Genomic DNA, 24449 nt, shown 5'->3' with positions numbered 1-24449 from the left:
GGTCTCGGGGAACCCCCAGAACCGGGTCCTGTGGATGACGCGTGACTGACGTGGTGCTCGGTGCCTGTGTGACCGGCGCGAGCGAGATCGGCCCGCGGATGTTTGTGCGCGAGCCGATGGGGAACTCTGATGACCGGTGAAGCCCCGCCGTCTCTCGGGAACGGCGGGTTTCGCGTTCCCGGCCGGTCAGCCGTAGAGCTGGTCCCCGAAGATGTCTCCCTCCGAGTCGACACGAGCGAGCACCTCGTCGAGCAGCAGGTGCTCGATCTCCTCCCCGTCCTCGGCACCGGCCTCGATCTCGTCCCAGGTGCGCGGGGCGGCGACGTAGGGCCGGCCACGGCCGCGCAGCGAGTACGGCGTGATCGTGGTCTTCGCCGCGGTGTTCTGCGACCAGTCGAGGAACACCTTCCCGGGGCGCAGCGTCTTGGTCATCTTCCAGACCACCAGGTCGCTGCGCTCCTCGGTCAGCTCCTGGGCGACCTCCTGGGCCTGGTCGCGCACCTCCTCGGCGTTGAGGTCGCCGGGCAGCGCGGCGTACAGGTGCAGGCCCTTGCTGCCCGACGTCACCGGAGCGCAGGACAGCCCACGCTCCTCGAGCTTGTCGCGCACGAGGAGCGCCACCTGACAGCACTCCCCCAGCCCGGCCGGCGCTCCGGGGTCGAGGTCGATGACCATCCGGTCGGGGTTCTCGGGCCGCTGGTTGGGGGCGAACTTCCACTGGTGCACGTGTAGCTCCAGCGACGCCAGGTTGGCGAGGTAGGTCAGCCCCGCGGTGTCGTCGACGAGCGGGTAGGTGATCCGGTCGCCCCCGCCGCGCGAGCCGGTGGACGTCACGGTCACCGAACGCAACCACCTGGGCGCGCCGTTGGGCAGGTTCTTCTCGAAGAACTGGTTGCTGGCCGTGCCGTCCGGCCAACGGATCCGGGTCACCGCCCGGTCCGCCATGTGCGGCAGCAGGATCGGGGCGACCTGCGCGTAGTAGTGCAGCACCTCACCCTTCGTCGTGCCGGACTCCGGATAGAGCACCTTGGCCAGGTTGCTGATCTTCAGCGTCCGGCCGTCAACGTCGACCATCACCTCGTCGGGCATCAGGCACGCTCCTTGGCCAGGTCGGCGAGCGTCAGGTCCGTGCGTACGCCGAGGAAGGCCGGTTGTCGCAGCCGGCCGGCCGGCGTGAAACCCAGTGACGCGACCTCGACGACCACCTCGGGGACGAGCCAGGTGGTTCCGGTCGCGTCGACCTTCGGCACCTCGTCGAAGAACGGCGACGCCTCCGCCTGCAGCGGACGCAGGACGTCGAGCAACCTCTGGCCGGCATTGCCGGCGATGCCGCTGCCGACCCGGCCGCGGTACCTCAGCCCGTCGGCCGTCGGCTCGCCCACCAGCACCGCGCCGAGCCGGGTCTCGCTGTCGGTCTCGCGGCGCCAGCCACCCACGACGTACGACCCGGTCGGTCGGTGCGGGAACTTCAGCCAGTCCGCGGAGCGGCGTCCTGGGTGGTACCTCGAGGACCGCTTCTTCGACACGATCCCCTCGAGGCCCTGCTGCTCGGTCGCCCGCATCAGCATCAGGCCGTCGTCGTACGCCGCGGGCACCTGCCAGTGCGCACCGACGAGGCCGATCTCCTCCAGCCTGTCCCGGCGGTCCGACAAGGGGCGTCCGGTCAGGTCCTCGCCGTCGAGCCGGAGCAGGTCGAACACCAGCAACGTGACCGGGTTCTTGGCCGCCAGGGTGCGGGCCCGCGCCGCTTGGCTCACGTGCATCCGGTCGGCCAGCGCGCCGAACCGGGGGATCCCGTCGAGGAAGGCAACGACCTCGCCGTCGAGGAGCACGGCGTGCTCGAAGCCGGCCAGGTCTTGCAGCTCGGGGAACGACACGGTCACGTCGTTCTCGTTGCGCGACCAGACCCGCACCGACCCGCCGGACACCTCGACGAGCACCCGCATCCCGTCCCACTTCACCTCGTGCAGCCACGCCGAACCGGAAGGGACGGTCGTGCCACGGGTAGCGAGCATCGGACGCATGGGTACATCCTGACCGATGAGTACGGTGGTCCGTGACGGTCTAGGTCTCGACGGGCTCGACCACCGGACAGACGGGCTCGACCACCGGGAACGGTCTCGACCACGACACGAGGGAGCAGCGAGCATGCCGAGGGCGATCTGGAAGGGTGCGGTGTCCTTCGGGCTGGTCAGCGTGCCCGTGAAGCTGTACGCCGCGACCGAGAGCCATGACATCTCGTTCCGGCAGGTGCACGCCAAGGACGGCGGCCGGATCAAGTACCAGCGGGTGTGCAGCATCGACGGCGAGGAGGTCGCGTACGCCGACATCGCCAAGGGCTACGAGACCGACGACGGACAGATGGTCGTCCTCGACGACGACGACTTCGCCGACCTGCCGGCGAGCAGCAGCCGGGAGATCTCGGTGGAGAAGTTCGTGCCGCGCGAGCAGATCGAGCCGATGTGGCTGGAGAAGTCCTACTACCTCGAGCCGGACGCGGCGGCGGCCAAGCCCTACGCCCTCCTCCGCGAGGCGCTGAAGGAGGCCGACCGGGTCGCGGTCGTCACCGTGTCGCTGCGCAGCCGGATGACGACCGCGGTGCTGCGCGTCCGCGACGACGTGATCGTGATGCAGACCATGATGTGGCCCGACGAGATCCGCAAGCCCGACTTCGTAGGCCTCGACTCCGCGGACCTCGACGTGAAGCCGCAGGAGCTCCAGATGGCGCGGATGCTCGTCGAGACGCTGGCCGGCGACTACGACGCCGACGACTTCGAGGACGACTACCAGGAGGCGCTCGAGGCGCTGGTCCGGGCGAAGCTCGAGGGCGGCGAGGTCAAGCAGGTCGAGAAGCAGGAGGCCACCGGCGGCGAGGTCGTGGACCTGCTCGCGGCGCTGCAGAAGTCGGTCGACGCCGCCAAGTCGTCGCGCGGTGAGTCGACGTCCAAGAGCGACTCCGGCTCGAAGTCGGCGGCGAAGAAGACCGCGGCCAAGAAGTCGACCGCGAAGAAGGCGCCGGCCAAGAAGGCCGCGAAGAAGTCCACCGCCAAGAAGACCACCACCAAGAAGGCGGCCAAGAAGGCCAGCTGATCAGCCGGTCTCGCGAGGGGTCTCGGATGTCGCGACACGCCGGTGAGGGGCCTGATGTTCTGACTCCTCGGCGTGGGCGCGGGCCGCGGGTGAGTCCGGGAAGCGCCGGTCCAGGCGGTGGAACAGCGCGTCGGAGAGCCGTGGTGCGACCAGGTTCAGCACCTCGGCCGCCGAGCCGGCCAGCACGTTGACCGTGATCGGCCGGTCCTCCAGCGCGCGCACCACCTTCGCGGCGGCTCGCTCCGGCGTCATCGCGGGCGCGCTCCGATAGGCGTCGGTCGGCCCGATCATGGCGGTGCGCACCAGCGCCATCCGGATGTTGGTGAACGTGATGCCGTCGCCGTACAGCTCGCGCCCCGCGATCCGGCTCCAGGAGTCGAGCGCGGTCTTGGAGGCGATGTACGCAGAGAACTTCGGTGCCTTGACCTGCACGCCCCACGTCTGGATGTTCACGACGTGCCCGAAGCCCTGCTCGACCATCGCGGGGAGCAGGCCGAGCATCAGCCGCACCGGCGCGAAGTAGTTGATCGACATCGTGCGCTCGACGTCGTGCATCCGGCGGTAGGACAGCGCGAGCGAGCGCCGGATCGACCGGCCCGCGTTGTTGACGAGCATGTCCACGCCGCCGTGCTCGCGCAGGATCGCGTGCACGAGCCGGTCGACCGCATCCGCGTCGGTGAGGTCGCACGGAAACGCGTACGCCGTACCACCGGACCCGACCACCAGCGCCCGGACGCGCTCGAGCTCGTCGGCCCGCCGGGCCACCAGCAGCACCGTGGCGCCGCGCGCCGCGCACGCCAGCGCGGTGGCCTCGCCGATGCCCGAGGACGCACCGGTCACCAGGATCCGCCTGCCCTGCAAGGGGTTCCGCGGCTCGGCGCCGGGAAGGTGGGACCGCACGTGCCGTGCGAGCCACGCGCGCGGGGTGGTCAGCAGGAGGCTCACAGCGCGGGCCTCCGCACGGCCCACGGCTGAGCCTCCTCCAGCTGGGCCGCGACCGAGAGGATCGTCGGCTCGTCGTCGGTGCGACCGACGAGCTGGACGGCGAGCGGCAGCCCGTCCCGGGCGAAGCCGACCGGGACCGAGGCCGCCGGATTCCCCGTCACGTTCCACAGTGCGGCGTAGGCCGACACCGGCAGCGAGCGCAGCAGGCTGCGGACGGTCCCGAGACCTTGCACGTAGCCGGCCACGGGCGGCCGGTGCGCGACCGCCGGGGTGAGCAGCAGGTCGAAGCGGTCGAAGACGCGGTTGGCCTTCGCCGACACCTTCTCACCCTGTCGCATCGCCCACTCGACGGTGCCGGGCCGCACCCAGGCCCCGAGCCGGGCCGTCTCACGGGTGCGTCGCTCCAGGAGGTCGGGGCGCTCGACGAGGGCGGCCTCGCGGCGGATCGCGCCGAGGTACTGCACGAAGAACGGAGCCGTCCCGTCCGGGTACTCCGGGTCGACCTCCTCGACGTGGTGTCCGAGCCCCGCGAGGACCCCGGCCGTGTCGGTCACCGCCCGGACGTGCTCGGGGTCCGGTCTGACTCCCGGCGCGGGCGCCTTCGTCCACCAGCCGATCCGGAGCGGGCCGGGCTCGCTGCGGGCTGCCTCCACGAACGACGTCCGCGGCTCACCGGCACGGAACCGGTCGGTGGGCAGCGCGCCCCGGATCACGTCGTAGACGAGCGCGCTGTCCAGCACCGAGCGGGTGACCGGACCGGTCGTGCCCAGTGCCCACCACGGGTGCTGGTACGGCGCGTCGCTCACCCGGCCCCGCTGAGGCTTGAGCCCGAACAGGCCGCACGAGGACGCCGGCACCCGGATCGAGCCGCCGCCGTCGCCGCCGATCGCCACCGGAACCATGCCGGTCGCCACCGCGACGGCCGAGCCGCCGCTGGACCCGCCCGGTGACCGCGTCGGGTCCCAAGGGTTCCGCGTGATGCCGTGCGCCCCGGAGTCCGTGAGCGGCACCTGGCCGAACTCCGGCATGTTGGTCTTGCCGACCACGACGGCACCCGCGGCGCGCAGCCGCCGCACCACCTCGCTGTCCGCCGTCGCCGGGGTCACGTTGGCACGGCCGCCGAAGGTCGTCACCGTGCCGGCGACGTCGACCTCCTCCTTGATGGCCACGGGGACGCCGTGCAGCGGGCCCCTGGTGTCGGCCGGTGCCGCGTCGCGCTCGGCGGCCTCGGCGAGCGCGGCGTCGTGCAGCACCACGGTGAAGGCGTTCAGCCGGCCGTCGTACCGCTGGATCCGCTCCAGGGTGGCGGCCACGAGCTCCCGGCTGCCGACCTGCCCGGTGCGCACCGCCTCGGCCTGTCCGACCACCCCGGCGAAGAAGATGTCCTCGTCCACGCGCCGAGGTTACTCGCCGGTCACATCCTCACCGATATCGGTAGTCGAACCGTGGTCCATGGGTCACTCCCCAGCTACCGATATCGGGGGGTCAGGCCCGCACGCCGCAGCGCCGCAGCGTCAGCACGAGCAGCGCCCGCGCGACCTGGGCGACCTCGTCGAGGTCCACGCGCTCCACCGGCGTGTGCGCCAGCCGCATGTTGCCCGGGCCGTAGTGCAGCGTGGGGACGCCGCCGATGCCGGTGTAGAGGCGCAGGTCGCTGCCGTAGACGCCGGCCACGTTGGGCGGGATCCGGGCGCCGCCGGCGGCCGCCACCGCATCGGACGTCTCGGTGATCAGCGGATGGTCGTCGTCGAGCCAGCCGCTCGCGAACTGGCCGCCGGGCCACGTGACCACGGGCCGGTGCTCCTGCAGCCACGCGTCCCGCGCGGCCACCTCGGCGACGACATCCTCGAACAGCATCCGGGCCGTGCGCGGGTCCTCGTCGATCCGCACGCCGAAGCGACCCTCGGCGACGAGCTTGTCGGGCACGTTGGACGACCACACTCCCGACTGCACGACCCCGAAGGACAATGCGTACGGCAGGTCGCTCACGAAGTCGCGGTCGACGTCCTTGTTGCGCTCGGTCTCCAGCTCGACGAGCGCCTGGTGGATCGGCAGGAACAGCTCGAACGCGCTGACCCCCTCCCGCCGCAGCGAACCGTGCGAGGAGCGGCCGATCACCTCGATCCGGAACGTCAGCGCCCCGGCCGTCGCGGTCACCATCTGGGCGCTGGTCGGCTCGGTGATCACGCACGCGTCGCCGCGGTGCCCGCGGCGGAGGGTGGCGAACGCACCCAGCCCGCCGTCCTCCTCGCCGATCACGGAGTGCACGGCGAGCGGCCGTTCGAGGCGTACGCCGGCGGCACGGAGCGTGCGCACGACCGCCAGGTTGACCGCGACGCCGGCCTTCATGTCGCAGGCTCCGCGACCGTGCAGCTCGTTGTTGCGGATCTCGGCCGAGAACGGGTCGGAGCCGCCCCAGGTCTCGACGTCACCGGCCGGTACGACGTCCGTGTGCCCGCTGAGGACCAGGCCGGGCGGCCCGTCGCCCTCCGTCGTACCGACGATGCCGACCGCGCGCGACCGCTCCACCTCCACGCCGGGGAACCAAGGATCGTCGGCGAGCTCGTCGAGGTCGATGTCCCACTGGTCCACGTCGGTGTCGAGGTCGCGCAGCACCGACCCGACGTGCTCCTGCACCTCGACCTCCGCGTCGGAGCCTCCGACGCTGGGGATCCGGACGAGATCGACCAGGCTCTCGACCAGGGCGTCCTCGTCGAGGTGGCCGAGCACGGACCGTTCCAGGGCGGACAGGGAGTCGCTCATGGCGCCGAGTGTGACAGCCCGCCCCGAGCGCCGACGCCGACGGGTCAGTCGGCGTCCCAGCGGAACAGCCGCGCCGCCAGTCCGGTCATCACCAGCGTGAACGCGAGCAGGATCGCCATGGGTACGACGACGGCCGACGGCCCCGCGCCGCGCACCATCAGGTCGAGCATGCCGTCGTTGAGGTGCCGCAGCGGCAGGGCCAGGGAGATGTTCTGCAGCCAGGCCGGTGCCCCGTCCAGCGGGAAGAACGACCCGCTCAGGAACGCCATCGGCAGCACCAGGAAGTTGGCCATGTTGACGGCACCCTCGGTCGACTTGGCGACCGCACCGGCGAGCAGCCCCAGCGACATGAAGCAGAGCGTCCCGACGACCAGCAGCGGCACGCTCATCCACCACCAGCCGTTGAGCTGGAGGCCGAAGGCGAAGAAGCCGAGCCCGAGGAAGATCGCCATCTGCACCAGGGCGACCAGGACGGTGACCAGCACCCGGGCACCGACGATCGTGCGAGCGGGCACCGGGGACAGCTGCAGGCGACGCATCAGCTTGGACTGTCGCCAGCCCTGCAACGTCGCCGCGGCGCCGAACGACGCGCTCATCGCGATCGCCCAGCCGAGCAGGCCGGGGGTGACGAACTGGATCGCCTGGAGCGACTCGTCCTCGACCTGCTCGGCCCGGAAGTCGAACTGCGGGGGGCGGCCGGAGGAGGCGACGTTGGCGCCGTCGACGAACGCCCGCAGCGCCCCCTGGGTCATCGCCGCCTTCACCTGGTCGGTCTGGGTGTAGTGCGCGACCAGCGTGCCGCCCTGCATCTCGATGACCGCGTCGGCGTCGCCCTGGCGGACCTCGGCCAGCGCGGCGTCGAGGTCGTCGGAACGGCTCACCTCGAAGGTGTCGTCGAAGGCCTCGCGGGCGCCGGGCGGCAGGGAGTCCAGGAGCGCCACGTCGCCGACCTGGATCACGTCGAGCCGCGAGGTGCCGTCGAAGGTGAAGATGCCGCCGAAGAGCACGAGGAACATCAGCGGAAAGACCAGCGCGAAGAACACTGCGGCGCGGTCCCGCGCGAAGCCCTTGACGATCGCGACGGCGATCGCCCAGAACGGTGTGGTCATGCTCGGTACTCGCGGCCGGTCAGGTCCAGGAACACGTCCTCCAGGGTCGCTGCTCGGACCTGCAGACCCTCGAGCGCGTCCAGCTCCGCCAGCCGCGTGAGTACGTCGGACGGGGCGCGGGTGCTGATCACGACGGACGTGTCGTCGAGGTGCGCCTCGTCGGCACCCGGAAGGCCGCGGGCCGCGTCGAGGGTGAGCTGCTGTGGCGCGACGTACACGTGCACCGGAGCGTCGAGGCCGCGCACCAGCGCCGCAGGCGTGTCCAGCTGCAGGATCCGGCCGTGGTCCATGATCGCGACCCGGTCGCAGAGCGCCTCGGCCTCGTCGAGGTGATGCGTGGTGAGAACCAGCGTGCGGCCCTCGTCGTTGAGCCCGCGGAGCAGGTCCCAGAGGTTGCGTCGGGCCTGCGGGTCGACCCCCGCGGTCGGCTCGTCGAGGAACACCACCTCGGGCTCGTGCACGAGTGCGCAGGCGATCGCCAGCCGCTGCAGCTGCCCGCCCGAGAGCCGCTCCGAGCGGGTGTCGGCCTTCTCGGTGAGCCCGACGCGCTCGAGCCACGAGTCCGCCTGGTCCGCACGCACGCCGTAGAGCGAGGCGAACGTGCGGATCTGCTCGCGGGCGGTGAGCCGCTCGAAGAACGCCGACGCCTGCAGCTGCACGCCGACCCGGGGCAGCACGGCCGCGTTGCGTGGCCAGGTGCGCTCGCCGAGGATCCGGCTCTCGCCACCGTCGGGCTCGCGCAGCCCCTCCACCATCTCCAGCGTCGTGGTCTTGCCGGCACCGTTGGGGCCGAGGATCCCGAAGATCTCTCCCGGCTCCACACTGAAGCTGACGTCGTCGACCGCGACCAGCTCGCCGTAGACCTTGCGCAGAGACCTGGCCTCGATCGCCGCTGTCACGGAGTCGCGAGCATGGTCCGGACGACCCGCAGCCCCACCGAGAGTCGGGCGAGGTCGGCGCTGTCGTCGGCGCAGATCTCGTCGAGCGTGCCGACCGCCCGGGAGACGACGACCTCGTCGTCCTCCTCCCAGTCGGCGATCCGCACCGGCGCCGGCTGGCCGGCGGCCGTCTCGCCCAGCACCTGGGCGGTGAGCTGCGCGTGCACCGTGTGCAGGTCGTCGCGGAGCGCCGCGCGGGCCATCGTCTGCCAGCGGTCGTCACGCGGCAGCGACAGGATCCGCGCCACCAGGGCGGACAGCCCGAGGCGCTCGCCGAGCGCGAAGTGCACCCTCGCAACCTCGAGCGGGTCGAGGTCGTCGCGCTTGGCGGTCTCGACGATGCTCAGGGCGGCGTACGCCGGGGGCAGCACCGCGACCCGGACCGCGAGGTCCTCGGGAACGCCTTGCCCGACCAGCACGTCGCGGCGGGACTCGAACGCGGCGAGCTCGCGGCCGGTGAGCAGCTCCGGCAGCGCCTGCACCACCTGTTGGCCCACGACGCCGAAGAAGTCGACGGTCGCCTCGCTGGCCAACGGTGGGCGGCGGTTGTTGATCAGCCACCGCGACGCGCGCTCGACCAGCGTCCGCATCTCCAGGCGCATGTGTGTCTGCACGTCCGCCGGGATCGAGTTGTCGTGGGCGCACACCTCGTCGATGAGCGCCCGCGACCCGAAGATCTCCCGAGCCACGAAGTTCGCCCGCACCAGCTCGTCGACGGTCGCGCCGGTCTCCTCCGAGAGCCGGTGGAAGAACGTGATGCCGGCCCCATTGACGAGGTCGTTGACGACCTGGGTGATCACGATCTCCCGGCGCAGCGGGTGCGCCTCCATCCGCTCCCGGTAGGTCTGCCGCATGGGGCTCGGGAAGTAGCTGAACAGGTCGCTGCGCAGGAACGGGTCGTCGGCCAGGTCGGTCGCGAGCAGCTCGTCGGCGAGCACGATCTTGGTGTAGGCGAGCAGCACCGACAGCTCCGGGACGGTGAGTCCTTCCTTGCGTTCGCGCAGGGTGTTCATCGTCTTGCGGCTCGGCAGCGCCTCGAGCTCGCGGTCCATCAGACCCGCGCGCTCGAGCCGGCGGATCCAGTCCTCGTGCACGTGCAGGAGGGGTACGGCGTTGCGCACGGCGGACGCGAGCGCGATGTTCTGCTCGTAGTTGTCGGCCAGCACCAGCCGTCCGACCTCGTCGGTCATCGAGGCCAGCAGGTCGTTGCGCTGCTTCTCGGTGAGGTCGCCGTTGGCGACCACCTGGTCGAGCAGGATCTTGATGTTCACCTCGTGGTCGGAGGTGTCCACGCCCGCGGAGTTGTCGATGAAGTCGGTGTTGATCCGGCCACCGTTGCGGGCGTACTCGATCCGCCCTCGCTGGGTCAGGCCGAGGTTCCCGCCCTCGCCGACCGCCTTGCAGCGCAGGTCGCCGCCGTTGACCCGGATCGGGTCGTTGGCCTTGTCACCGACCTCGGCGTCGGTCTCGGACGTGGCCTTCACGTAGGTGCCGATCCCGCCGTTCCAGAGCAGGTCGACGTCCGCGAGCAGGATGGCGCGCATCAGCTCCGCCGGGGTCATCGAGGTGACCGAGCCGTCGAGCGACAGTGCCTGGCGCACCTGCGGCGTGATCTTGATGGACTTGGCCGAGCGCGGGAAGACGCCACCGCCCTCGGAGACGAGCGACCGGTCGTAGTCCTGCCAGCTCGATCGGGGCAGGTCGAACAGGCGGCGACGCTCGACGTACGACGCCGCCGCGTCGGGCGTCGGGTCGAGGAAGATGTCGCGGTGGTCGAAGGCGGCGACCAGCCGGATGTGCTCGGAGAGCAGCATGCCGTTGCCGAAGACGTCCCCCGACATGTCGCCGACGCCCACACACGTGAAGTCCTCGGCCTGGCAGTCGATGCCGCGCTCGCGGAAGTGCCGGCGGACCGACTCCCACGCGCCGCGTGCCGTGATGCCCATGGCCTTGTGGTCGTAACCCACCGACCCACCGGAGGCGAAGGCGTCACCGAGCCAGAAGCCGTAGTCGCGCGCGACACCGTTGGCGATGTCGGAGAACGTCGCGGTGCCCTTGTCGGCGGCCACCACGAGGTAGGCGTCGTCGCCATCGTGGCGCACGACGTGGTCAGGCGGGACGGTCGCCTCGGCGACCAGGTTGTCGGTGATGTCGAGCATCCCGGAGATGAACGTCTTGTAGCAGGCGACACCCTCGGCCAGCCACGCCTCACGGTCTGACGGGTCGGGCAGCTGCTTGCAGAAGAACCCACCCTTGGCGCCGACCGGCACGATGACGGCGTTCTTCACCATCTGCGCCTTGACCAGGCCCAGCACCTCGGTGCGGAAGTCGTCGCGGCGGTCGGACCAGCGCAGGCCTCCTCGCGCGACCGCGCCGAAGCGGAGGTGCACGCCCTCGACCCGCGGTGAGTACACGAAGATCTCGAACTTCGGCCGCGGTTGCGGCAGCTCGGGGATCCGGTCGGGCTGGATCTTGAAGGAGATGTAGGGCTTCGGGCGCCCGTCGGCCGCGACCTGGAAGTAGTTGGTGCGCAGGGTGGCCTCGAGGACGGTCAGGTAGGACCTCAGGATGCGGTCGTGGTCGAGGCTCACCACGTCGTCGAGGGCCTTGTGGATCCGCCCCTCGAGCTCCTCGCACCGGGCCACCCGGGCCTCGGCGTCGCTCGGCATATCGCCGGTGCGGCCGGGGTCGAAGCGCGCCTCGAACAGCTCGACGAGGTAGCGGGTGATGTCGACGTTCTGCTTGAGCGCGCCCTCGATGTAGTCCTGTGCGAACGGCGTGCCGCCCTGCCGCATGTACTTGGCGTAGGCACGCAGCAGGGTCGCCTGTCGCCAGGTCAGGCCGGCGGCGAGGACCAGGCCGTTGAAGCCGTCGATCTCGTTGCGGTCCTCCCACACGGCGTTGACCGCGTCCTGGAACAGCTCGCGGCCGGCGGCCGGGAGCGGCTTGGTGTAGCGCAGCCCGAAGTCGTAGATGTGCGACTCGCGGTCGAGCCCGACCAGGTCGTAGGGCCGCTCGTCGATGACCTCGACGCCCATCGAGCTGAGCACCGGCAGCACGTTGCTCAGCGAGAGCGGTCGGCCGACCCGGAACACCTTCAGCCGCGCCTCGAGCGGACCTGAGTCCATCAGCTGGTAGAACGACAGCGCGACGCCCTCGTCGCCCTCGATCCCCTCGATCCGGCCCAGGTCGACGGCGCCGGTGCGCGGCGGGTAGTCCTCCTTGTAGGCCTCGGGGAACGCCTCGGCGTACGCCCGGGACAGCCGCGCGCCCTCCTCCTCGCCGTACTCCGCGTGCACCGCGCTGACCAGGTCGTCACGCCACGAGCGGGCGGCCTCGGCCAGCCGGCGCTCGAGGTCCTCCTGGTCGAAGTCGCCGATGAGCTCGCCCTTGGGAGGGCGTACGACGAAGTGCAGCCGGGCGAGCATCGACTCCGACACCCGCGCGGTGTACTCCAGCGACTCGCCGCCGAGCTGGGCCTTGAGGATCGCCGCGATCCGCTCCCGGACCGCCGTCGTGTAGCGGTCGCGCGGTAGGTAGACGAGGCAGGACAGGTAGCGGTCGTAGGTGTCACGTCGCACGAACAGCCGCAGCTGGCGCCGCTCGCGGGTGTGCAGCACCGCCTCGGCGATCGGGACCAGCTCGTCTATCGGGGTCTGGAACAGCTCGTCGCGGGGGTAGGTCTCGAGGACGTCCATGAGCGCCTTGCCGGTATGGCTCAGCGGCTCGAAGCCGGCGCGGTCGATGACCTCCTGCGCCTTCTGCCGGATGACCGGGATCCTGGTCAGCGACTCGGTGTAGGCGGCCGACGAGAACAGGCCGAGGAACCGGCGCTCGCCGACGACCTCGCCGTCCTTGTCGAACGTCTTGACGCCGATGTAGTCGAGGTAGACGGGCCGGTGCACGGTCGCCTTGGAGTTGGCCTTGGCCAGCACCAGCAGGGTCTTCTCGCGAGCCTTGGCGCGCACGATCGGCGGCAGCTTGCCGAACGACGTGGACATGTCCTGGTCGGAGCGGAGGATGCCGAAACCGGTGCCGGGGACGGCGCGCAGGACCACCTCGTCACCCTCGCCCTCGAGGCGGTACTCGCGGTAGCCGAGGAAGGTGAAGTGGTCGTCGGCCAGCCACTCGAGAAGGGCCTTGCCCTCCTCGATCTCGTCGTCGGGCAGCGGCGGCGGCTCGCGGTCGAGCTCGGCGACGATCTCGCGGGCCTGCGCGCGCATCCTTTCCCAGTCCTCGACCGCCTCGCGGACGTCGAGGAGCACCTTCGCGAGCGACTGCTCGAGCTCGGTGATCTGCTCGGGGCTGCTCTCCCGGTCGATCTCGATGTGCATCCACGACTCGCGGAAGACGTCGTGGGGCAGGTCCGCCGACGGGGTCATCTCGTCGTCGACCAAGACCTCCTTCAGCTCGCCGGTGACGTCCCGGCGAACGAGGAGCTGGGGGTGCACGACCATGTGGACGTCACGGGAGCGCTCGGTCAGCTCCATGGTCACCGAGTCGACCAGGAACGGCATGTCGTCGGTGACGACCTCGACCACGGTGTGTCCCCCGGCCGACCAGCCGTGCTCGGAGACGGTCGGGGTGAACACGCGGATGTTGGCGGTGCCCTGGGGCCGGTTGGCGGCGAGCTTGTACTGCGCCATCGCGCCGCCGTAGAGGTCGACCTCGCTGCGGTCGTTGATGTCCTCGGGGGCGACGTGCTTGTAGAAGATCTTGAGCAGCTGCGTCGCCGCCTCGCCTGGCGGGGCCCCGGATCCCTTGCGGTGAGTAGCCAGGGAGGCGGCCCTCTCGATGAGGTCGTCCTTGGTCTCTTCCAGCGTCGTACGCACGAGTATCCGGCCCTTCTCTCGGCACGCCGTTGTGCCGTCAGCCCGACACTATTGCGTGTGCTCGCGCGCCACCAACCGGGGCGCGCAAACGCCCGCAATCCGACCTTCAGAGGTGCGAGCGGAGCTCCCAGAGCAGCGGGAAGTAGCGCAGGTCGAGGCGGCTGCGGAGGTAGTTGGCGCCGGACGAGCCGCCGGTGCCGGTCTTGGTCCCGATCATCCGCTCGACCATCACCACGTGCCGGGCCCGCCACGCGGCGGCGAGCTCGTCGTGCTGGAGCAGGGCCTCGGCGAGCGCCCAGACATCCGCGTAGCGGGCGCGGTCGTGGGCGGTACGCCGCACCGAGTCGGTGATCTCCGCGTCGTCGGCCACGGGCAACCCGCGACTCTCGAGGACGTGCAGGAACGCGTCCCACAGCGTCGGCTCGGCGAGCCGGGTGCGGAGCCGCTCCTTCTCGCCTGGGGTGAGGCCCTTGAACCGCTCGACGAACGACGGGTCCTTCGCGCCGGAGAGGAACTCCAGCTCACGGAACTGCACCGACTGGAACCCGCTGGCGGGCGCGAGCGCCTGGCGGAACTGCAGGAAGTCCTGCGGGGTCATGGTCTCGAGCACGTCGATCTGCTGCACGAGCACGCGCTCGATGACGTGCATCCGCTGGAGCAGGTGCTGGGCCCACCAGACCCGGTTGTCCCCGGAACTGCCCCCGCTGCTCCCGCTCGTCCCGCTTGCCATCATGGCGTCGCGTGCGGCGGTCGCCTCGTGCAGCAGCTGCTTGAACCACAGCTCGTAGACCTGGTGGATGGTGATGAACAGCAGCTCGTCGTGCGCCGCCGGCTCGGACTCGAGCTGCTGGGACGCCAGCAGCTGCTCCAGCCGGAGGTAGCTGCCGTAGGTCAACCGCGCGCCCTGCTCGCCGAACGCGACGTCGTCCTGGGCGGCGTTGGCCGCGCCCCACTCCCCTGCGTACTTCTCCTCGGTCACGCCGGACACCGTAACCCCGGCGCGTCATGCATGATGTCCGCCATGAAGTTCAACCACGAGATCCGGTACGCCGCGGGTGCGGACGACGTCTACGCGATGCTCGGCGAGCAGGCGTTCCGCGAGCAGGTCTGCGAGGCGAGCGGCACCCTGGCCCACACCGTGCAGGTCACCCCCTCCGGCACCGGGATGAACGTCGTGGTCGACCGGACGATGCCGGCCGACGGGATCCCGTCCTTCGCGACGAAGTTCGTCGGCGACAAGATCCAGGTCGTGCAGAACGAGACCTGGGCCGGCCCGAGCGGGGCGAACCTCGAGGTCAACATCCCGGGCAAGCCGGGTCACTTCAAGGGCAAGATCACGCTCGCGGAGCGGGACGGCGAGACCGTCGAGACCGTGACCGGTGACATCAAGGTGTCGATCCCGCTGGTCGGCGGCAAGCTCGAGTCGCTCATCGGCGACCTGCTGGCCTCCGCCCTGCGCACCGAGGGCAAGGTCGGCGCGAGGTGGCTCGGCCGCTGACCGGCGTACGAGCGCGGGCCGCCTGCGCAACCGGTCAGGAATCGAGAAGCACCACGGCGTGGCCGCGCCTAGCCTTCTAGCAATGGCCGACACAGCGTCGGGCCTGGAGCATCGAAGGGAGCGCGACCATGGCCGCGAAGAGCGCAAAGACCGAGTCCGAGGGCTTCACCGCGCAGGAGCGCGCCGCGATGAAGGAACGCGCCGCGGAGCTGCGGGCCGAGGGCAAGAAGGCCGAGGGCCTGCAGGCGGTCCTCGACCGGATCGCCCAGATGGCGCCGGACGACCGCGAGCTCGCCGAGAGCGTGCACGCGACCGTGACGCGCACCGCTCCCGACCTGGCGCCCAAGACGTGGTACGGGATGCCGGCCTACGCGAACGCCGACGGCAAGGTCGTCGTCTTCTTCCAGGACGCGGGCAAGTTCAACTACCGGTACTCGACGCTGGGCTTCCAGGACACGGCGAACCTCGACGACGGGGACCTCTGGCCGGTGTCCTACGCGCTCCGGCAGTGGAGCCCGGAGGTGGAGGCACGCGTAGCCGAGCTGGTGAAGGCCGCGGTCTCCTGAGCCCTTCCTCGGTTCACGGCTCAGTCGGGGATGCGCTTCTCCGTCTTCGACTCGTCGGCGACGTCGCGACGTCGTAGCACGGTCACGACGATGCCGAGCACGATGAACGGGCCGAACGCGATCGCCAGCACGAGCGCGTTCTCGTAGGGATGCAGCCCGCCGAGATGGGCGGCGACCACCAGTGCCGTCGTCGGGGAGAGCAGGAGCGCGGCCATGATCGGGCCATTCTCCCCGACCCGGTCCGGACCAGTGCCGGCCGGGCCTTTCCCCGGGTTGTTGGTTGCTCTAGAGTAACCGTTACTCATGAGCAACCAAACGGAACTCTGTCTCGACGCGCTCGGTGACCCCACCCGGCGCCGGATCGTCGAGCTGCTCGCCACCGGGCCCCGCCCGGTCGGCGCGATCGCCGCGGACCTGCCCGTCGGCCGGCCCGCCGTCAGCAAGCACCTCAAGGTGCTGGAGGGGGCCGGACTCGTGCGGCACCGCAGTCGCGGCACCCGCAACCTCTACGCGCTGGCCCCCGAGGGCCTCGTCGACCTGCAGCAGTGGCTCGTCACCACCTGGGACGACGTGCTCGCGTCCTTCGCCGAGCACGTCGAGAAGGAGCAACCATGACCATGCAGTCCGAACGTCCACCTCAACCCCCTGCCAGGTCCGTCGCGCCGGTCGTGCGCGAGGTGCTGGTCAGGACCGACCTCGACACGGCGTTCGCCCTGTTCACCGAGCGGATCGGCAGCTGGTGGCCGATGGCCACGCACAGCGTCTTCGGCGAGCACGCCACCGTCGCGTTCGAGGACGGTCGCCTGGTCGAGCGGGCCGGCCGGAGCGCCAGCACCTGGGGCGAGGTGCTCGACTGGGACCCTCCGCACGGGTTCCGGATCAGCTGGCACCCGGGGGTCGACCCCGACGAGGCGACCGAGGTCGAGGTGCGGTTCGCGGCCGAGGACGACCAGGTCCGGGTGTCACTCGTGCACACCGGCTGGGAGCGGCGGGCCAACGCCGACATCCGCGCGTCGTACGAGACCGGCTGGGTCGTCGTGCTCGAGCGGTACTCCGCCGCCGCGACCCCGGCCTGACCCGCCGCACCCCCACCGATATCGGTATGCCGACCGTGACCCATGGCTCACGCTGTCGCTACCGATATCGGGGGTGGTGGCTCGCTCAGTCGAGGTTCATGTACGGGTAGCGGTAGTCCTTCGGCGGGTCGAACGTCTCCTTGATCGACCGCGGCGAGGTCCAGCGCAGCAGGTTGACCGCGGCGCCGGCCTTGTCGTTGGTGCCCGAGGCGCGGCCACCACCGAACGGCTGCTGGCCGACGACCGCACCGGTCGGCTTGTCGTTGATGTAAAAGTTGCCGGCGGCGAAGCGCAGCCGCTCGGTCGCCCACGCGACCGCCCGGCGGTCCTGCGCGAGGACGGCACCGGTGAGGGCGTACGGCGCGATCGACTCCATCTGGTCCACGACCGTCTCGAAGTCGCCGTCGTCGAAGACGTGCACGGCCAGGATCGGGCCGAAGTACTCCGTGGAGAACATCTGGTCGGTGGGGTCACCACCCTCGACCACAGTGGGCCGGACGAAGTAGCCGACCGAGTCGTCGACCTTGCCGCCGGCCACGATGTCGAGGGTCTTGGACCGCTTCGCCCGCGCGATGGCCTTCTTGTGCTTGGCGAACGCCCGGTCGTCGATCACGGCGCCCATGAAGTTGGAGAAGTCCGTGACGTCGCCCTGGCTGATCGCGTCGACCTCGGAGATGAAGTCGTCACGCACCCGGTTCCACACCGAGCGTGCGACGTAGGCCCGGGACGCGGCCGAGCACTTCTGGCCCTGGAACTCGAACGCGCCGCGCAGCATCGCCACCCGGAGCACGTCCGGGTCGGCCGAGGAGTGCGCGACGATGAAGTCCTTGCCTCCGGTCTCGCCGACGATGCGCGGGTAGGAGCGGTACTTCGAGATGTTGGCGCCCACCGTGGACCAGAGGTGCTGGAACGTCGGCGTCGAGCCGGTGAAGTGGATGCCGGCGAGGTCCGGATGCGCCAGCGCCACCTCGGAGACCGCGAGGCCGTCACCGGGCAGCATGTTGATGACGCCGGGGGGCATCCCGGCCTCCTCCAAGAGCTCCATGGTCAGGTGCGCCGCGACCTGCTGGGTCGGCGACGGCTTCCAGATCACGGTGTTGCCCATCAGGGCCGGAGCGGTGGGCAGGTTGCCGGCGATGGCGGTGAAGTTGAACGGGGTGATCGCGTAGACGAAGCCCTCGAGGGGGCGGTGGTCGGTGCGGTTCCAGATGCCCCGGGCGTTGGCGATCGGCTGGTCGGCGAGGATCTGCCGCGCGTAGTGGACGTTGAACCGCCAGAAGTCGATCAGCTCGCAGGCGCTGTCGATCTCCGCCTGGAACGCCGTCTTGGACTGGCCGAGCATGGTGGCCGCGTTGATCCGCTGACGCCACGGGCCGGCAAGCAGGTCGGCGGCCTTGAGCAGCACCGCCGCCCGGTCGTCGAACGACATCGCGGCCCAGCCCGGCGCGGCGTCGCGCGCGGCCTTGACCGCCGCCCGGGCGTCGGCCTGCGTGGCGTTCTTCAGAACGCCGAGCACGTGGCCGTGGTCATGCGGTTGGACGACCTCGATCTCGGCACCACCACCCATCTTCTTGGCGCCGCCGATGGTGGCGGTGAGGTCGAGCTGCACGTCCTCCTGACGCTTGAGCTCCAGCTCCAGGGCGGCCCGCTCGGGGGTGCCGGGGGCGTAGGTGAGGTTCGGCTCGTTCACCGGAGCCGGAGGGGTGGTGATGGCGTCCATGCGGCCGATGGTGTCAGACGCCGGGGCTGTGACCAAAGTCGCCCGGAACCGCCCCACGTAGGATCCGCACCATGCCGCACGCACCGCACCCCGGCTCGTTCCTGACCACCCCGGGCAACACCTGGGTGGTCCCCGAGCACCAGGTCGTCTACGTGTCCGCGGCGAAGGTGGCCTGCACGACCCTGAAGTGGATGGTGGCCGACCTCGCCGGCGAGGACCACGACCGGATCAAGAACGTCGCGAGCGGCATGCAGAGCCGACTGATGACCATCCACCCCGGTCGCGCCGAGCTCGAGCACGTCAAGGCCGTGCACACGATGCCCGCCGACGAGGTGGCCCGGATCAGCCCCGCCAACGGGTGGTTCGTCTTCGGCGCCCTGCGCGACCCGTGGACCCGGCTGTGGTCCGCGTGGCAGTCGAAGTTCCTCGTCCGCGCCAACCGCTACGTGCGCAACTTCCGCGACGACGAGTTCTTCCCGCGGGTGCCCGAGAAGGCGTCGGACGTGGTCGAGGACTTCGCGAAGTTCGTCGAGATGCACCCCTGGACGACGGACCCGCGGCTGCAGACGGACCTGCACTTCCGCCCCCAGGTCCGCGCGTTGCAGCCGGAGCAGATCCCGTTCACCAGGATCTACGACCTCACCGACTTCTCGTCGATGACCGACGACCTGCACGCCCACCTGCGCGCGCGCGGCCAGGACCAGGAGCTCTACGTCCCCCGGGCCAACGAGACCCCGCTGCCGCTGACCCGGGAGGTGCTCGCGGACGGAGTCAAGGAGGCGATCGAGGAGCTGTTCCGCGAGGACTTCGACGCCTTCGGCGAGCGATGGGACTTCGAGCGGGTGAAGGTCGGCACCGACGGCTGGACGCCCGACGCGATCGCCCACGTCGCCTACCAGACCGAGGTCAACGACTGGATCGGCCAGGTCTGGGCGACCGGGAAGCGCTGGCGCAAGCAACGTGACCGCAGGCGCACACAGGTACGCCGGATCGAGCGACGCCTGGCCGAGACCGAGCGTCGGGTCCGTCGGCTGCGCGAGCGCAACGACCAGCTCAGCGCCCGCCCGTGACCCTCCCGCCCTTGACTAGGATCCGCCCCATGCCGGTCGAGCCCAGCACCACCCGCTTCACCAAGACGCCGGGGAACTCCTTCGTCCTCCCCGAGCACAAGCTGGTCTACGTCTCGACCACCAAGGTCGCCTGCACCAGCCTGAAGTGGATGGTGGCCGACCTTGCGGGCGAGGACCTCGAGGTGTTCCGCAACGGCTCCAGCGGCGTGCAGAGCCGGCTGATGACCATCCACCGCGGCCGCGGCCGTTTCCGGCACACGACCGGCCTCAACAAGATGACCCCGGAGCAGGTCGCGGAGATCAACCCGGAGAACGGCTGGTTCGTCTTCGGCCTGCTGCGCGACCCGTGGAGCCGGCTCTGGTCGGCCTGGCAGTCCAAGTTCCTGGTCCGCCACCACCGCTACCGCACCAACTTCGAGGACGCGCCGTTCTTCCCCAGGGTGCCGCAGCGGGCCTCCGACGTGGTCGAGGACTTCGCGAGGTTCGTCGAGCTGCACCCGTGGACGAGCGACCCGATCCTCAGGAACGACAACCACTTCCACACCCAGATGCGGTGGCTCGCGCCGGACAGGATCCCCTACACGAAGGTCTACGACCTGCGGGACTTCTCCACCTTCACCGCCGACCTGCACGCCCACCTGCGCGGCGTCGGCAAGGACCAGGAGCTCTACCTCCCCCGGGCCAACGAGACCCCGCTGCCGATGACGCGCGAGGTGATGGGCGGCGGCGTGAAGGAGGCGATCGAGGAGCTCTACAAGGAGGACTTCGACGCCTACGGGCACCGCTGGGACTTCGGCTCCCTGAAGTTCGCCGCCGACGGCTGGAACCGCGACGCGATCGCACACGCGGCGTACCACACCGTCGCCAACGACTGGATCGACCACGTCAACAAGACCGGCAAGCAGTGGCGCCACGAGCGTGACGAGCTGGCCCGTCGGCAACGGGCGGCGCGCAAGCGGCTCCGCCGGGCGGAGGCCGAGGCGAGACGACTGCGCGCGGAGAACCGCCGGGTGCAGTCGCGCGGACGCGGGCGGTCGCTGGCCGGCCGGGTCGCGCGCGCGGCGCGTTCACCCAAGGCATCCCTGGGCCGGTTGACCGGCCGGCTGCGCGGGCGTCTGCTCCGGCGGGCCTGACGCCTCACTCGGCCAGCAGGTCGCCGATCTCCTGGGCGGCGTACCACGCCAGCTCGTGGTCGAGCGCCGCCTCGACGAGCGCCTCCGCCTCGGGGTCGCCGTCCACGGAGTCGGCGTAGCGCGCGGCGGCCGCCCGCACGTCTGCAGACGCGTCGTCGAGGTCGACGAGCACGGCCGCGATCCTGCGGAACGGGACGACCTCCTCGACCTCGACCACGGTCGGGTCCTCCATGTCGGGCACGGACAACGTCTCGACGTCCACCGCCACCACCGCGCGGCGCGGTGGGTCGACGTCGCGGATCAGCGACAACGACGAGCGCGAAGCGGCCGCGGCCGCGGCGTACTCCCACTCCTCCTCGCCGCCCTCGGGGAACTCGGCGCGCAGGCCGTCGGTCACCGCGTGCGCCAGGAACGGGGCGGGACCGATCCCGTCGGCGGCGACCAGGTCGCGCAGGCCGGCCCAGCTGCTGGGGACGTAGACGCGGGTGCTCATGACTTGGCCTTGGTGGTGGCCTTCTTGCGGCCCCGCGGAGCCCGCTGACGGGACTCGCTGGCACTGTCGACCAGCTCCTCGAGAGACTCGACGAGACACTGCGCGAGCACGTCGAGATCGGGCACGGCGTCGCGGTCGCCGGCCAGCCCGAAGTACACGTGTGCGTCGTACGACGTCACGCCGATCGCGAGCGCGTGCCCGGGCAGCAACGGGGGGATCGGGTAGCTCTCGAGCATGGTCGCGCCCGCGGCGTACAACGGGAACTGCGGGCCGGGCACGTTGGTGACGACGAGGTGGAAGCCACGTCGGGTCTGCGCCGCGGCGACCCGGGCGCCCAGGGCGTGGAAGGTCGTCGGCGCGAACCCGGCGACCCCGGCGAGCCGGTCCGCGGCGACCGCGCGACCGGTCTCCTTGTGTGCCTTCAGTGCGTAGGAGACCTGGTGGAGACGGACGACCGGGCTTGCCTCGCCGATCGGGAGTGCGAGCAGGTGGCCGGCGACCTGGCTGCCCAACGACGTCGGTTCGAGGTCGTGGTCGATCACGCTCATCGGCACCATCGCGCGGAAGGTGCGGCTGCCGTGCACCGACTCGGCGCGCGTCATCAGCCAGGTCCGCAGGGCGCCCGTGACGGTGGCGAGGATGACGTCGTTGACGGTGCCGCCGTGCCGGCGCCGCACCCGGCGGTAGTCCTCGAGCTCGGTCTTCACGGTGGCGACGCGCCGCTGCTGCGACAGCACCGTGCTCAACGGCGACTCGGGCGCGGCCCGGCGGGCGGACATCGACCCGACCAGGTCGAGTGCCCTCGTGCCCGCGGCCGCGGCCGACCGGAGCGCGACCTCGGCGTTGTCACGCACGGTCGCCGCGGCGGTGCGCGGGTCCCGGAGGGTGTCGCCGAGCGCTCCGGCCACGAGGGTCGTGGTGCTGGGCTCCGGCTGCGGACGCCAGTCGTCCTGCACCGTGTCGCGCGGCGCGGGGTCGACGTCGAGGATCACCTGCCCGAGGTCGACGGTGGAGACCCCGTCGACGAGCACCTGGTGCGACTTCGACAGGATCGCGAACCGGCCGTGGTCCAGCCCCTCGATCAGGTACACCTCCCACAGCGGACGGTTTCGGTCGAGCTGCCGGGACACGATCCGTGCGGTCAGCTCGCGCAGCTGGTCCATCGACCCCGGCCGCGGCACCGCCGAGCGTCGTACGTGGTAGGTCAGGTCGAAGTCCTCGTCGTCGACCCACACCGGACTCGCGAGCCGACCGGGAACGGTGCGGATCCGCTGCCGATACCGGGGGACGAACGCGATCCGGTCGGCGATCAGACCGACGAGGCGGTCGTAGTCGAAACCGTCGGCAGGGGGTTCGAACACTTCGAGGGTGGCGTTGTGCATGGGCGTGCTCGCCGACTCGGTGACCAGGAAGGCCATGTCGTCGGTGCGGAGCCGCTCACTCATCGATACCCCTTTCCCTGCCCGGGTGTGGTCGTTGTGCGATTCTGGCACGGTGCATCACCCCGCCCGTCGCCCCCTGATCCACGAGAACGTCTGACGTGGTCTTCACCCACGGCATCGGCGGAGCGAAAGACCTGCCGATCCCCGCCGAGTACGCCATCGCAGGGGCCGGCGCCGCACTCGCCGTCTCGTTCATCGTCCTCGCGCTGGCCTGGCGCAACCCGCGCTTCGACGGGGTCAACAGCGGTCGGCCGGCGCCGGCGTGGCTGGCCGCTCTCGTCGACTCGACCGTCTTCCAGGTCGTCCTGCGCGTGCTCGGGATGGCGCTGTTCCTGTACACCGGCTGGGCCGCGGTCTTCGGTCCCGACCTCCTGGTGAACCCGACGTTCGGCGTCTTCTACGTGTTCCTGTGGGTGGGGATCGTGCCGGCCTCGTTGGCGTTCGGCCCGTTCTACAAGGCGGTCAACCCGGTCCGGACGATCCACCTGGTGTTCTCGAGGCTCACCGGCGGCGACCCCGAGAGGGGACTCGTCGGGCTGCCGGCGCGGATCGGGTACTGGCCGGCGGCACTCGGCCTGCTCGCCTTCGTGTGGCTCGAGCTCGTGTACCCGCAGTCGACGTACCTCGGGCCGGTGCGCCTGTGGATCGCCGTCTACGTCGCCATCGTCGTGCTCGGCGCCGGGATCTTCGGCAGCGGGTGGATCGACCGAGCCGACCCGTTCGAGGCGTACTCCACGTTGGTCGGCCGGTTGTCGTTCTTCGGGCGCCGTCCGGACGGCACGCTGGTGCTGCGGAGCCCGCTGAACAACCTCGACGGGACGCCCGCCTGGCCGGGCCTGGTGGGTGTGGTCGCGGTGCTGTTCGGCAGCACGGCGTTCGACAGCTTCAAGGACTCGAGCTTCTGGCTGCAGTACACGCAGACGTCGTCGCTGGACGCCACCTTGCTCAACACCGTGATGCTGCTGGTGTTCTGCGGCGTGGTGGCGGTCAGCTTCGCCGCCGCGACGATGGCTACCGGGGTCGGTGAGGGGTCGGCGCGCCGGGCCCTGCCGGACCGGTTCGCCCACTCCGTCGTACCGATCATCGTCGGGTACATGATCGCCCACTACCTGAGCTACTTCGTGGAGGTCGGCCAGCAGACGCTGGTGCTGCTCAGCGACCCGCTCGGCCGTGGCGACGACCTGCTCGGCACCGGCGACCTCCAGGTCAACTACTGGCTGTCGACGCACCCCACGTTCCTCGCCGTGACCAAGGTGCTCGCAGTCGTCACCGGACACGTGCTCGGTGTGGTCTCGGCGCACGACCGGGCGGTGAAGCTGCTCCCGAGGCGGCACCAGCTCACCGGCCAGCTGCCGCTGCTGTTCGTGATGGTGTTCTACACGGTGGGTGGGCTGTACCTGCTGTTCAGCGCGTAGGCGTGCGGCGGGGGTGGATTACCACGGTCCCGTGGTAATCGGTCGCTCCCCGGTGTGAACTCCCCACGGGAACGGGGAGGTTGCCTGGGGAAGGTGGCTCCCGTGACTCACCGGGCCGCGCGGGTACGACGACGGAAGCGACGCGGCGACGACTCGGGCGCCCCACCACCGACCAGACCGTCCGCGACCGCGGTGATGCCGCGCCGGAGGGCCGAGTCGCCCGACTCCACGAGGCTGCGGCCGGCCATCAGGGCCCGGTCGGCGGCGACCCGGTCGTCGGGGACGAAGTGCACGCCTCGGGCGCGGACGAAGCCCTCGACCATGGCGTGGATCTCGCGCTCGCTCCAGCCCAGCGACGG

22 protein-coding genes are annotated in these 24449 nt (G+C 70.7%); 8 read left to right on the top strand and 14 right to left on the bottom strand.

Translation table 11 applies throughout. From position 1 onward, the window contains the following. Positions 1-186: 186 nt before the first annotated feature. A complete protein-coding gene (ligD, locus tag VFH10_RS15900; RefSeq protein WP_325130274.1) occupies positions 187-1089 on the bottom strand; it encodes a non-homologous end-joining DNA ligase in 903 nt (300 codons plus the stop codon). Beyond that, positions 1089-2024 carry a non-homologous end-joining DNA ligase gene (gene ligD, locus VFH10_RS15895; RefSeq protein ID WP_325130272.1) on the bottom strand — a complete coding sequence of 312 codons (936 nt, stop codon included), beginning with the start codon at positions 2022-2024 and terminating at the stop codon, positions 1089-1091. Before ligD (VFH10_RS15895) ends, ligD (VFH10_RS15900) begins: the two co-directional genes overlap by 1 nt. Before the next feature lie 124 nt (positions 2025-2148). On the opposite strand from ligD (VFH10_RS15895), the gene VFH10_RS15890 reads away from it, so the two are divergent. Further along, positions 2149-3090: a Ku protein gene (locus VFH10_RS15890; RefSeq protein ID WP_325130270.1), complete on the top strand. Its 942-nt coding sequence runs from the start codon at positions 2149-2151 to the stop codon at positions 3088-3090. On the opposite strand, the gene VFH10_RS15885 is transcribed toward VFH10_RS15890, so the two are convergent. From VFH10_RS15885 to VFH10_RS15855, 7 genes are all read right to left on the bottom strand, one after another. Then, the gene (locus VFH10_RS15885; protein WP_325130268.1) at positions 3091-4035 is read right to left on the bottom strand and encodes an SDR family NAD(P)-dependent oxidoreductase; all 945 of its coding nucleotides are present in this window, start codon (positions 4033-4035) and stop codon (positions 3091-3093) included. Further along, entirely contained in the window at positions 4032-5429 is a 1398-nt protein-coding gene (locus VFH10_RS15880) for an amidase (protein ID WP_325130267.1), read from the bottom strand. The genes VFH10_RS15885 and VFH10_RS15880 overlap by 4 nt, the downstream gene beginning before the upstream one ends. 91 nt (positions 5430-5520) lie before the next feature. Next, positions 5521-6798, bottom strand: a complete 1278-nt coding sequence (locus VFH10_RS15875) for an ArgE/DapE family deacylase (protein ID WP_325130265.1) — start codon at positions 6796-6798, stop codon at positions 5521-5523. A gap of 44 nt (positions 6799-6842) precedes the next feature. Next, positions 6843-7907, bottom strand: a complete 1065-nt coding sequence (locus tag VFH10_RS15870; protein ID WP_325130263.1) for an ABC transporter permease — start codon at positions 7905-7907, stop codon at positions 6843-6845. After that, positions 7904-8806 carry an ABC transporter ATP-binding protein gene (locus VFH10_RS15865; RefSeq protein WP_325130261.1) on the bottom strand — a complete coding sequence of 301 codons (903 nt, stop codon included), beginning with the start codon at positions 8804-8806 and terminating at the stop codon, positions 7904-7906. The genes VFH10_RS15870 and VFH10_RS15865 overlap by 4 nt, the downstream gene beginning before the upstream one ends. Further along, a complete protein-coding gene (locus VFH10_RS15860; RefSeq protein ID WP_325130259.1) occupies positions 8803-13677 on the bottom strand; it encodes an NAD-glutamate dehydrogenase in 4875 nt (1624 codons plus the stop codon). The genes VFH10_RS15865 and VFH10_RS15860 overlap by 4 nt, the downstream gene beginning before the upstream one ends. 106 nt (positions 13678-13783) lie before the next feature. Continuing rightward, on the bottom strand, positions 13784-14656 hold the full coding sequence (locus VFH10_RS15855) for a tryptophan 2,3-dioxygenase (RefSeq protein ID WP_325130257.1): 873 nt from the start codon (positions 14654-14656) through the stop codon (positions 13784-13786). A 42-nt stretch (positions 14657-14698) separates the two neighbouring features. Here VFH10_RS15855 and VFH10_RS15850 point away from each other — a divergent pair, with 42 nt between their 5' ends. Further along, entirely contained in the window at positions 14699-15175 is a 477-nt protein-coding gene (locus VFH10_RS15850; protein ID WP_325130256.1) for a DUF2505 domain-containing protein, read from the top strand. A 128-nt stretch (positions 15176-15303) separates the two neighbouring features. Beyond that, positions 15304-15741, top strand: a complete 438-nt coding sequence (locus VFH10_RS15845; protein ID WP_325130255.1) for a hypothetical protein — start codon at positions 15304-15306, stop codon at positions 15739-15741. A gap of 20 nt (positions 15742-15761) precedes the next feature. Here the strand turns inward: VFH10_RS15845 and VFH10_RS15840 are convergent, their stop codons facing one another. After that, positions 15762-15956, bottom strand: coding sequence for a hypothetical protein (locus tag VFH10_RS15840; RefSeq protein ID WP_325130253.1), 195 nt, complete (start codon positions 15954-15956; stop codon positions 15762-15764). Between the two features lie 88 nt (positions 15957-16044). Here VFH10_RS15840 and VFH10_RS15835 point away from each other — a divergent pair, with 88 nt between their 5' ends. Further along, a complete protein-coding gene (locus tag VFH10_RS15835; RefSeq protein WP_325130251.1) occupies positions 16045-16356 on the top strand; it encodes a metalloregulator ArsR/SmtB family transcription factor in 312 nt (103 codons plus the stop codon). Continuing rightward, positions 16353-16817 (top strand): SRPBCC domain-containing protein, encoded by a 465-nt coding sequence (locus VFH10_RS15830; RefSeq protein WP_325130249.1) that lies wholly within the window; start codon positions 16353-16355, stop codon positions 16815-16817. Before VFH10_RS15835 ends, VFH10_RS15830 begins: the two co-directional genes overlap by 4 nt. Before the next feature lie 85 nt (positions 16818-16902). Here the strand turns inward: VFH10_RS15830 and pruA are convergent, their stop codons facing one another. After that, complete coding sequence (gene pruA / locus VFH10_RS15825; RefSeq protein WP_325130246.1) at positions 16903-18537, bottom strand: L-glutamate gamma-semialdehyde dehydrogenase; 1635 nt, start codon at positions 18535-18537, stop codon at positions 16903-16905. A 71-nt stretch (positions 18538-18608) separates the two neighbouring features. Between pruA and VFH10_RS15820 the strand changes: the two genes are divergently transcribed. Both VFH10_RS15820 and VFH10_RS15815 read left to right on the top strand, forming a co-directional pair. Then, the gene (locus VFH10_RS15820; RefSeq protein ID WP_325130244.1) at positions 18609-19607 is read left to right on the top strand and encodes a sulfotransferase family 2 domain-containing protein; all 999 of its coding nucleotides are present in this window, start codon (positions 18609-18611) and stop codon (positions 19605-19607) included. Positions 19608-19636: 29 nt separating this feature from the next. Next, complete coding sequence (locus VFH10_RS15815; RefSeq protein WP_325130242.1) at positions 19637-20740, top strand: sulfotransferase family 2 domain-containing protein; 1104 nt, start codon at positions 19637-19639, stop codon at positions 20738-20740. Positions 20741-20744: 4 nt separating this feature from the next. Here the strand turns inward: VFH10_RS15815 and VFH10_RS15810 are convergent, their stop codons facing one another. Further along, complete coding sequence (locus tag VFH10_RS15810) at positions 20745-21233, bottom strand: DUF6912 family protein (protein WP_325130240.1); 489 nt, start codon at positions 21231-21233, stop codon at positions 20745-20747. Then, entirely contained in the window at positions 21230-22678 is a 1449-nt protein-coding gene (locus tag VFH10_RS15805) for a wax ester/triacylglycerol synthase family O-acyltransferase (protein ID WP_325130238.1), read from the bottom strand. Before VFH10_RS15805 ends, VFH10_RS15810 begins: the two co-directional genes overlap by 4 nt. Positions 22679-22773: 95 nt before the next feature. Between VFH10_RS15805 and VFH10_RS15800 the strand changes: the two genes are divergently transcribed. Continuing rightward, positions 22774-24090, top strand: coding sequence for a hypothetical protein (locus VFH10_RS15800; RefSeq protein ID WP_325130236.1), 1317 nt, complete (start codon positions 22774-22776; stop codon positions 24088-24090). Positions 24091-24197: 107 nt separating this feature from the next. On the opposite strand, the gene VFH10_RS15795 is transcribed toward VFH10_RS15800, so the two are convergent. After that, positions 24198-24449 (bottom strand): hypothetical protein (locus VFH10_RS15795; RefSeq protein ID WP_325130234.1); only part of this gene is annotated, 252 nt, incomplete at its 5' end.

The organism is Nocardioides sp., assembly GCF_035697785.1.
Lineage (GTDB): Bacteria > Actinomycetota > Actinomycetes > Propionibacteriales > Nocardioidaceae > Nocardioides_B.
The sequence above is the reverse complement of the archived record's forward strand: the minus strand, read 5'-3'. Positions and strand labels throughout refer to the sequence as shown.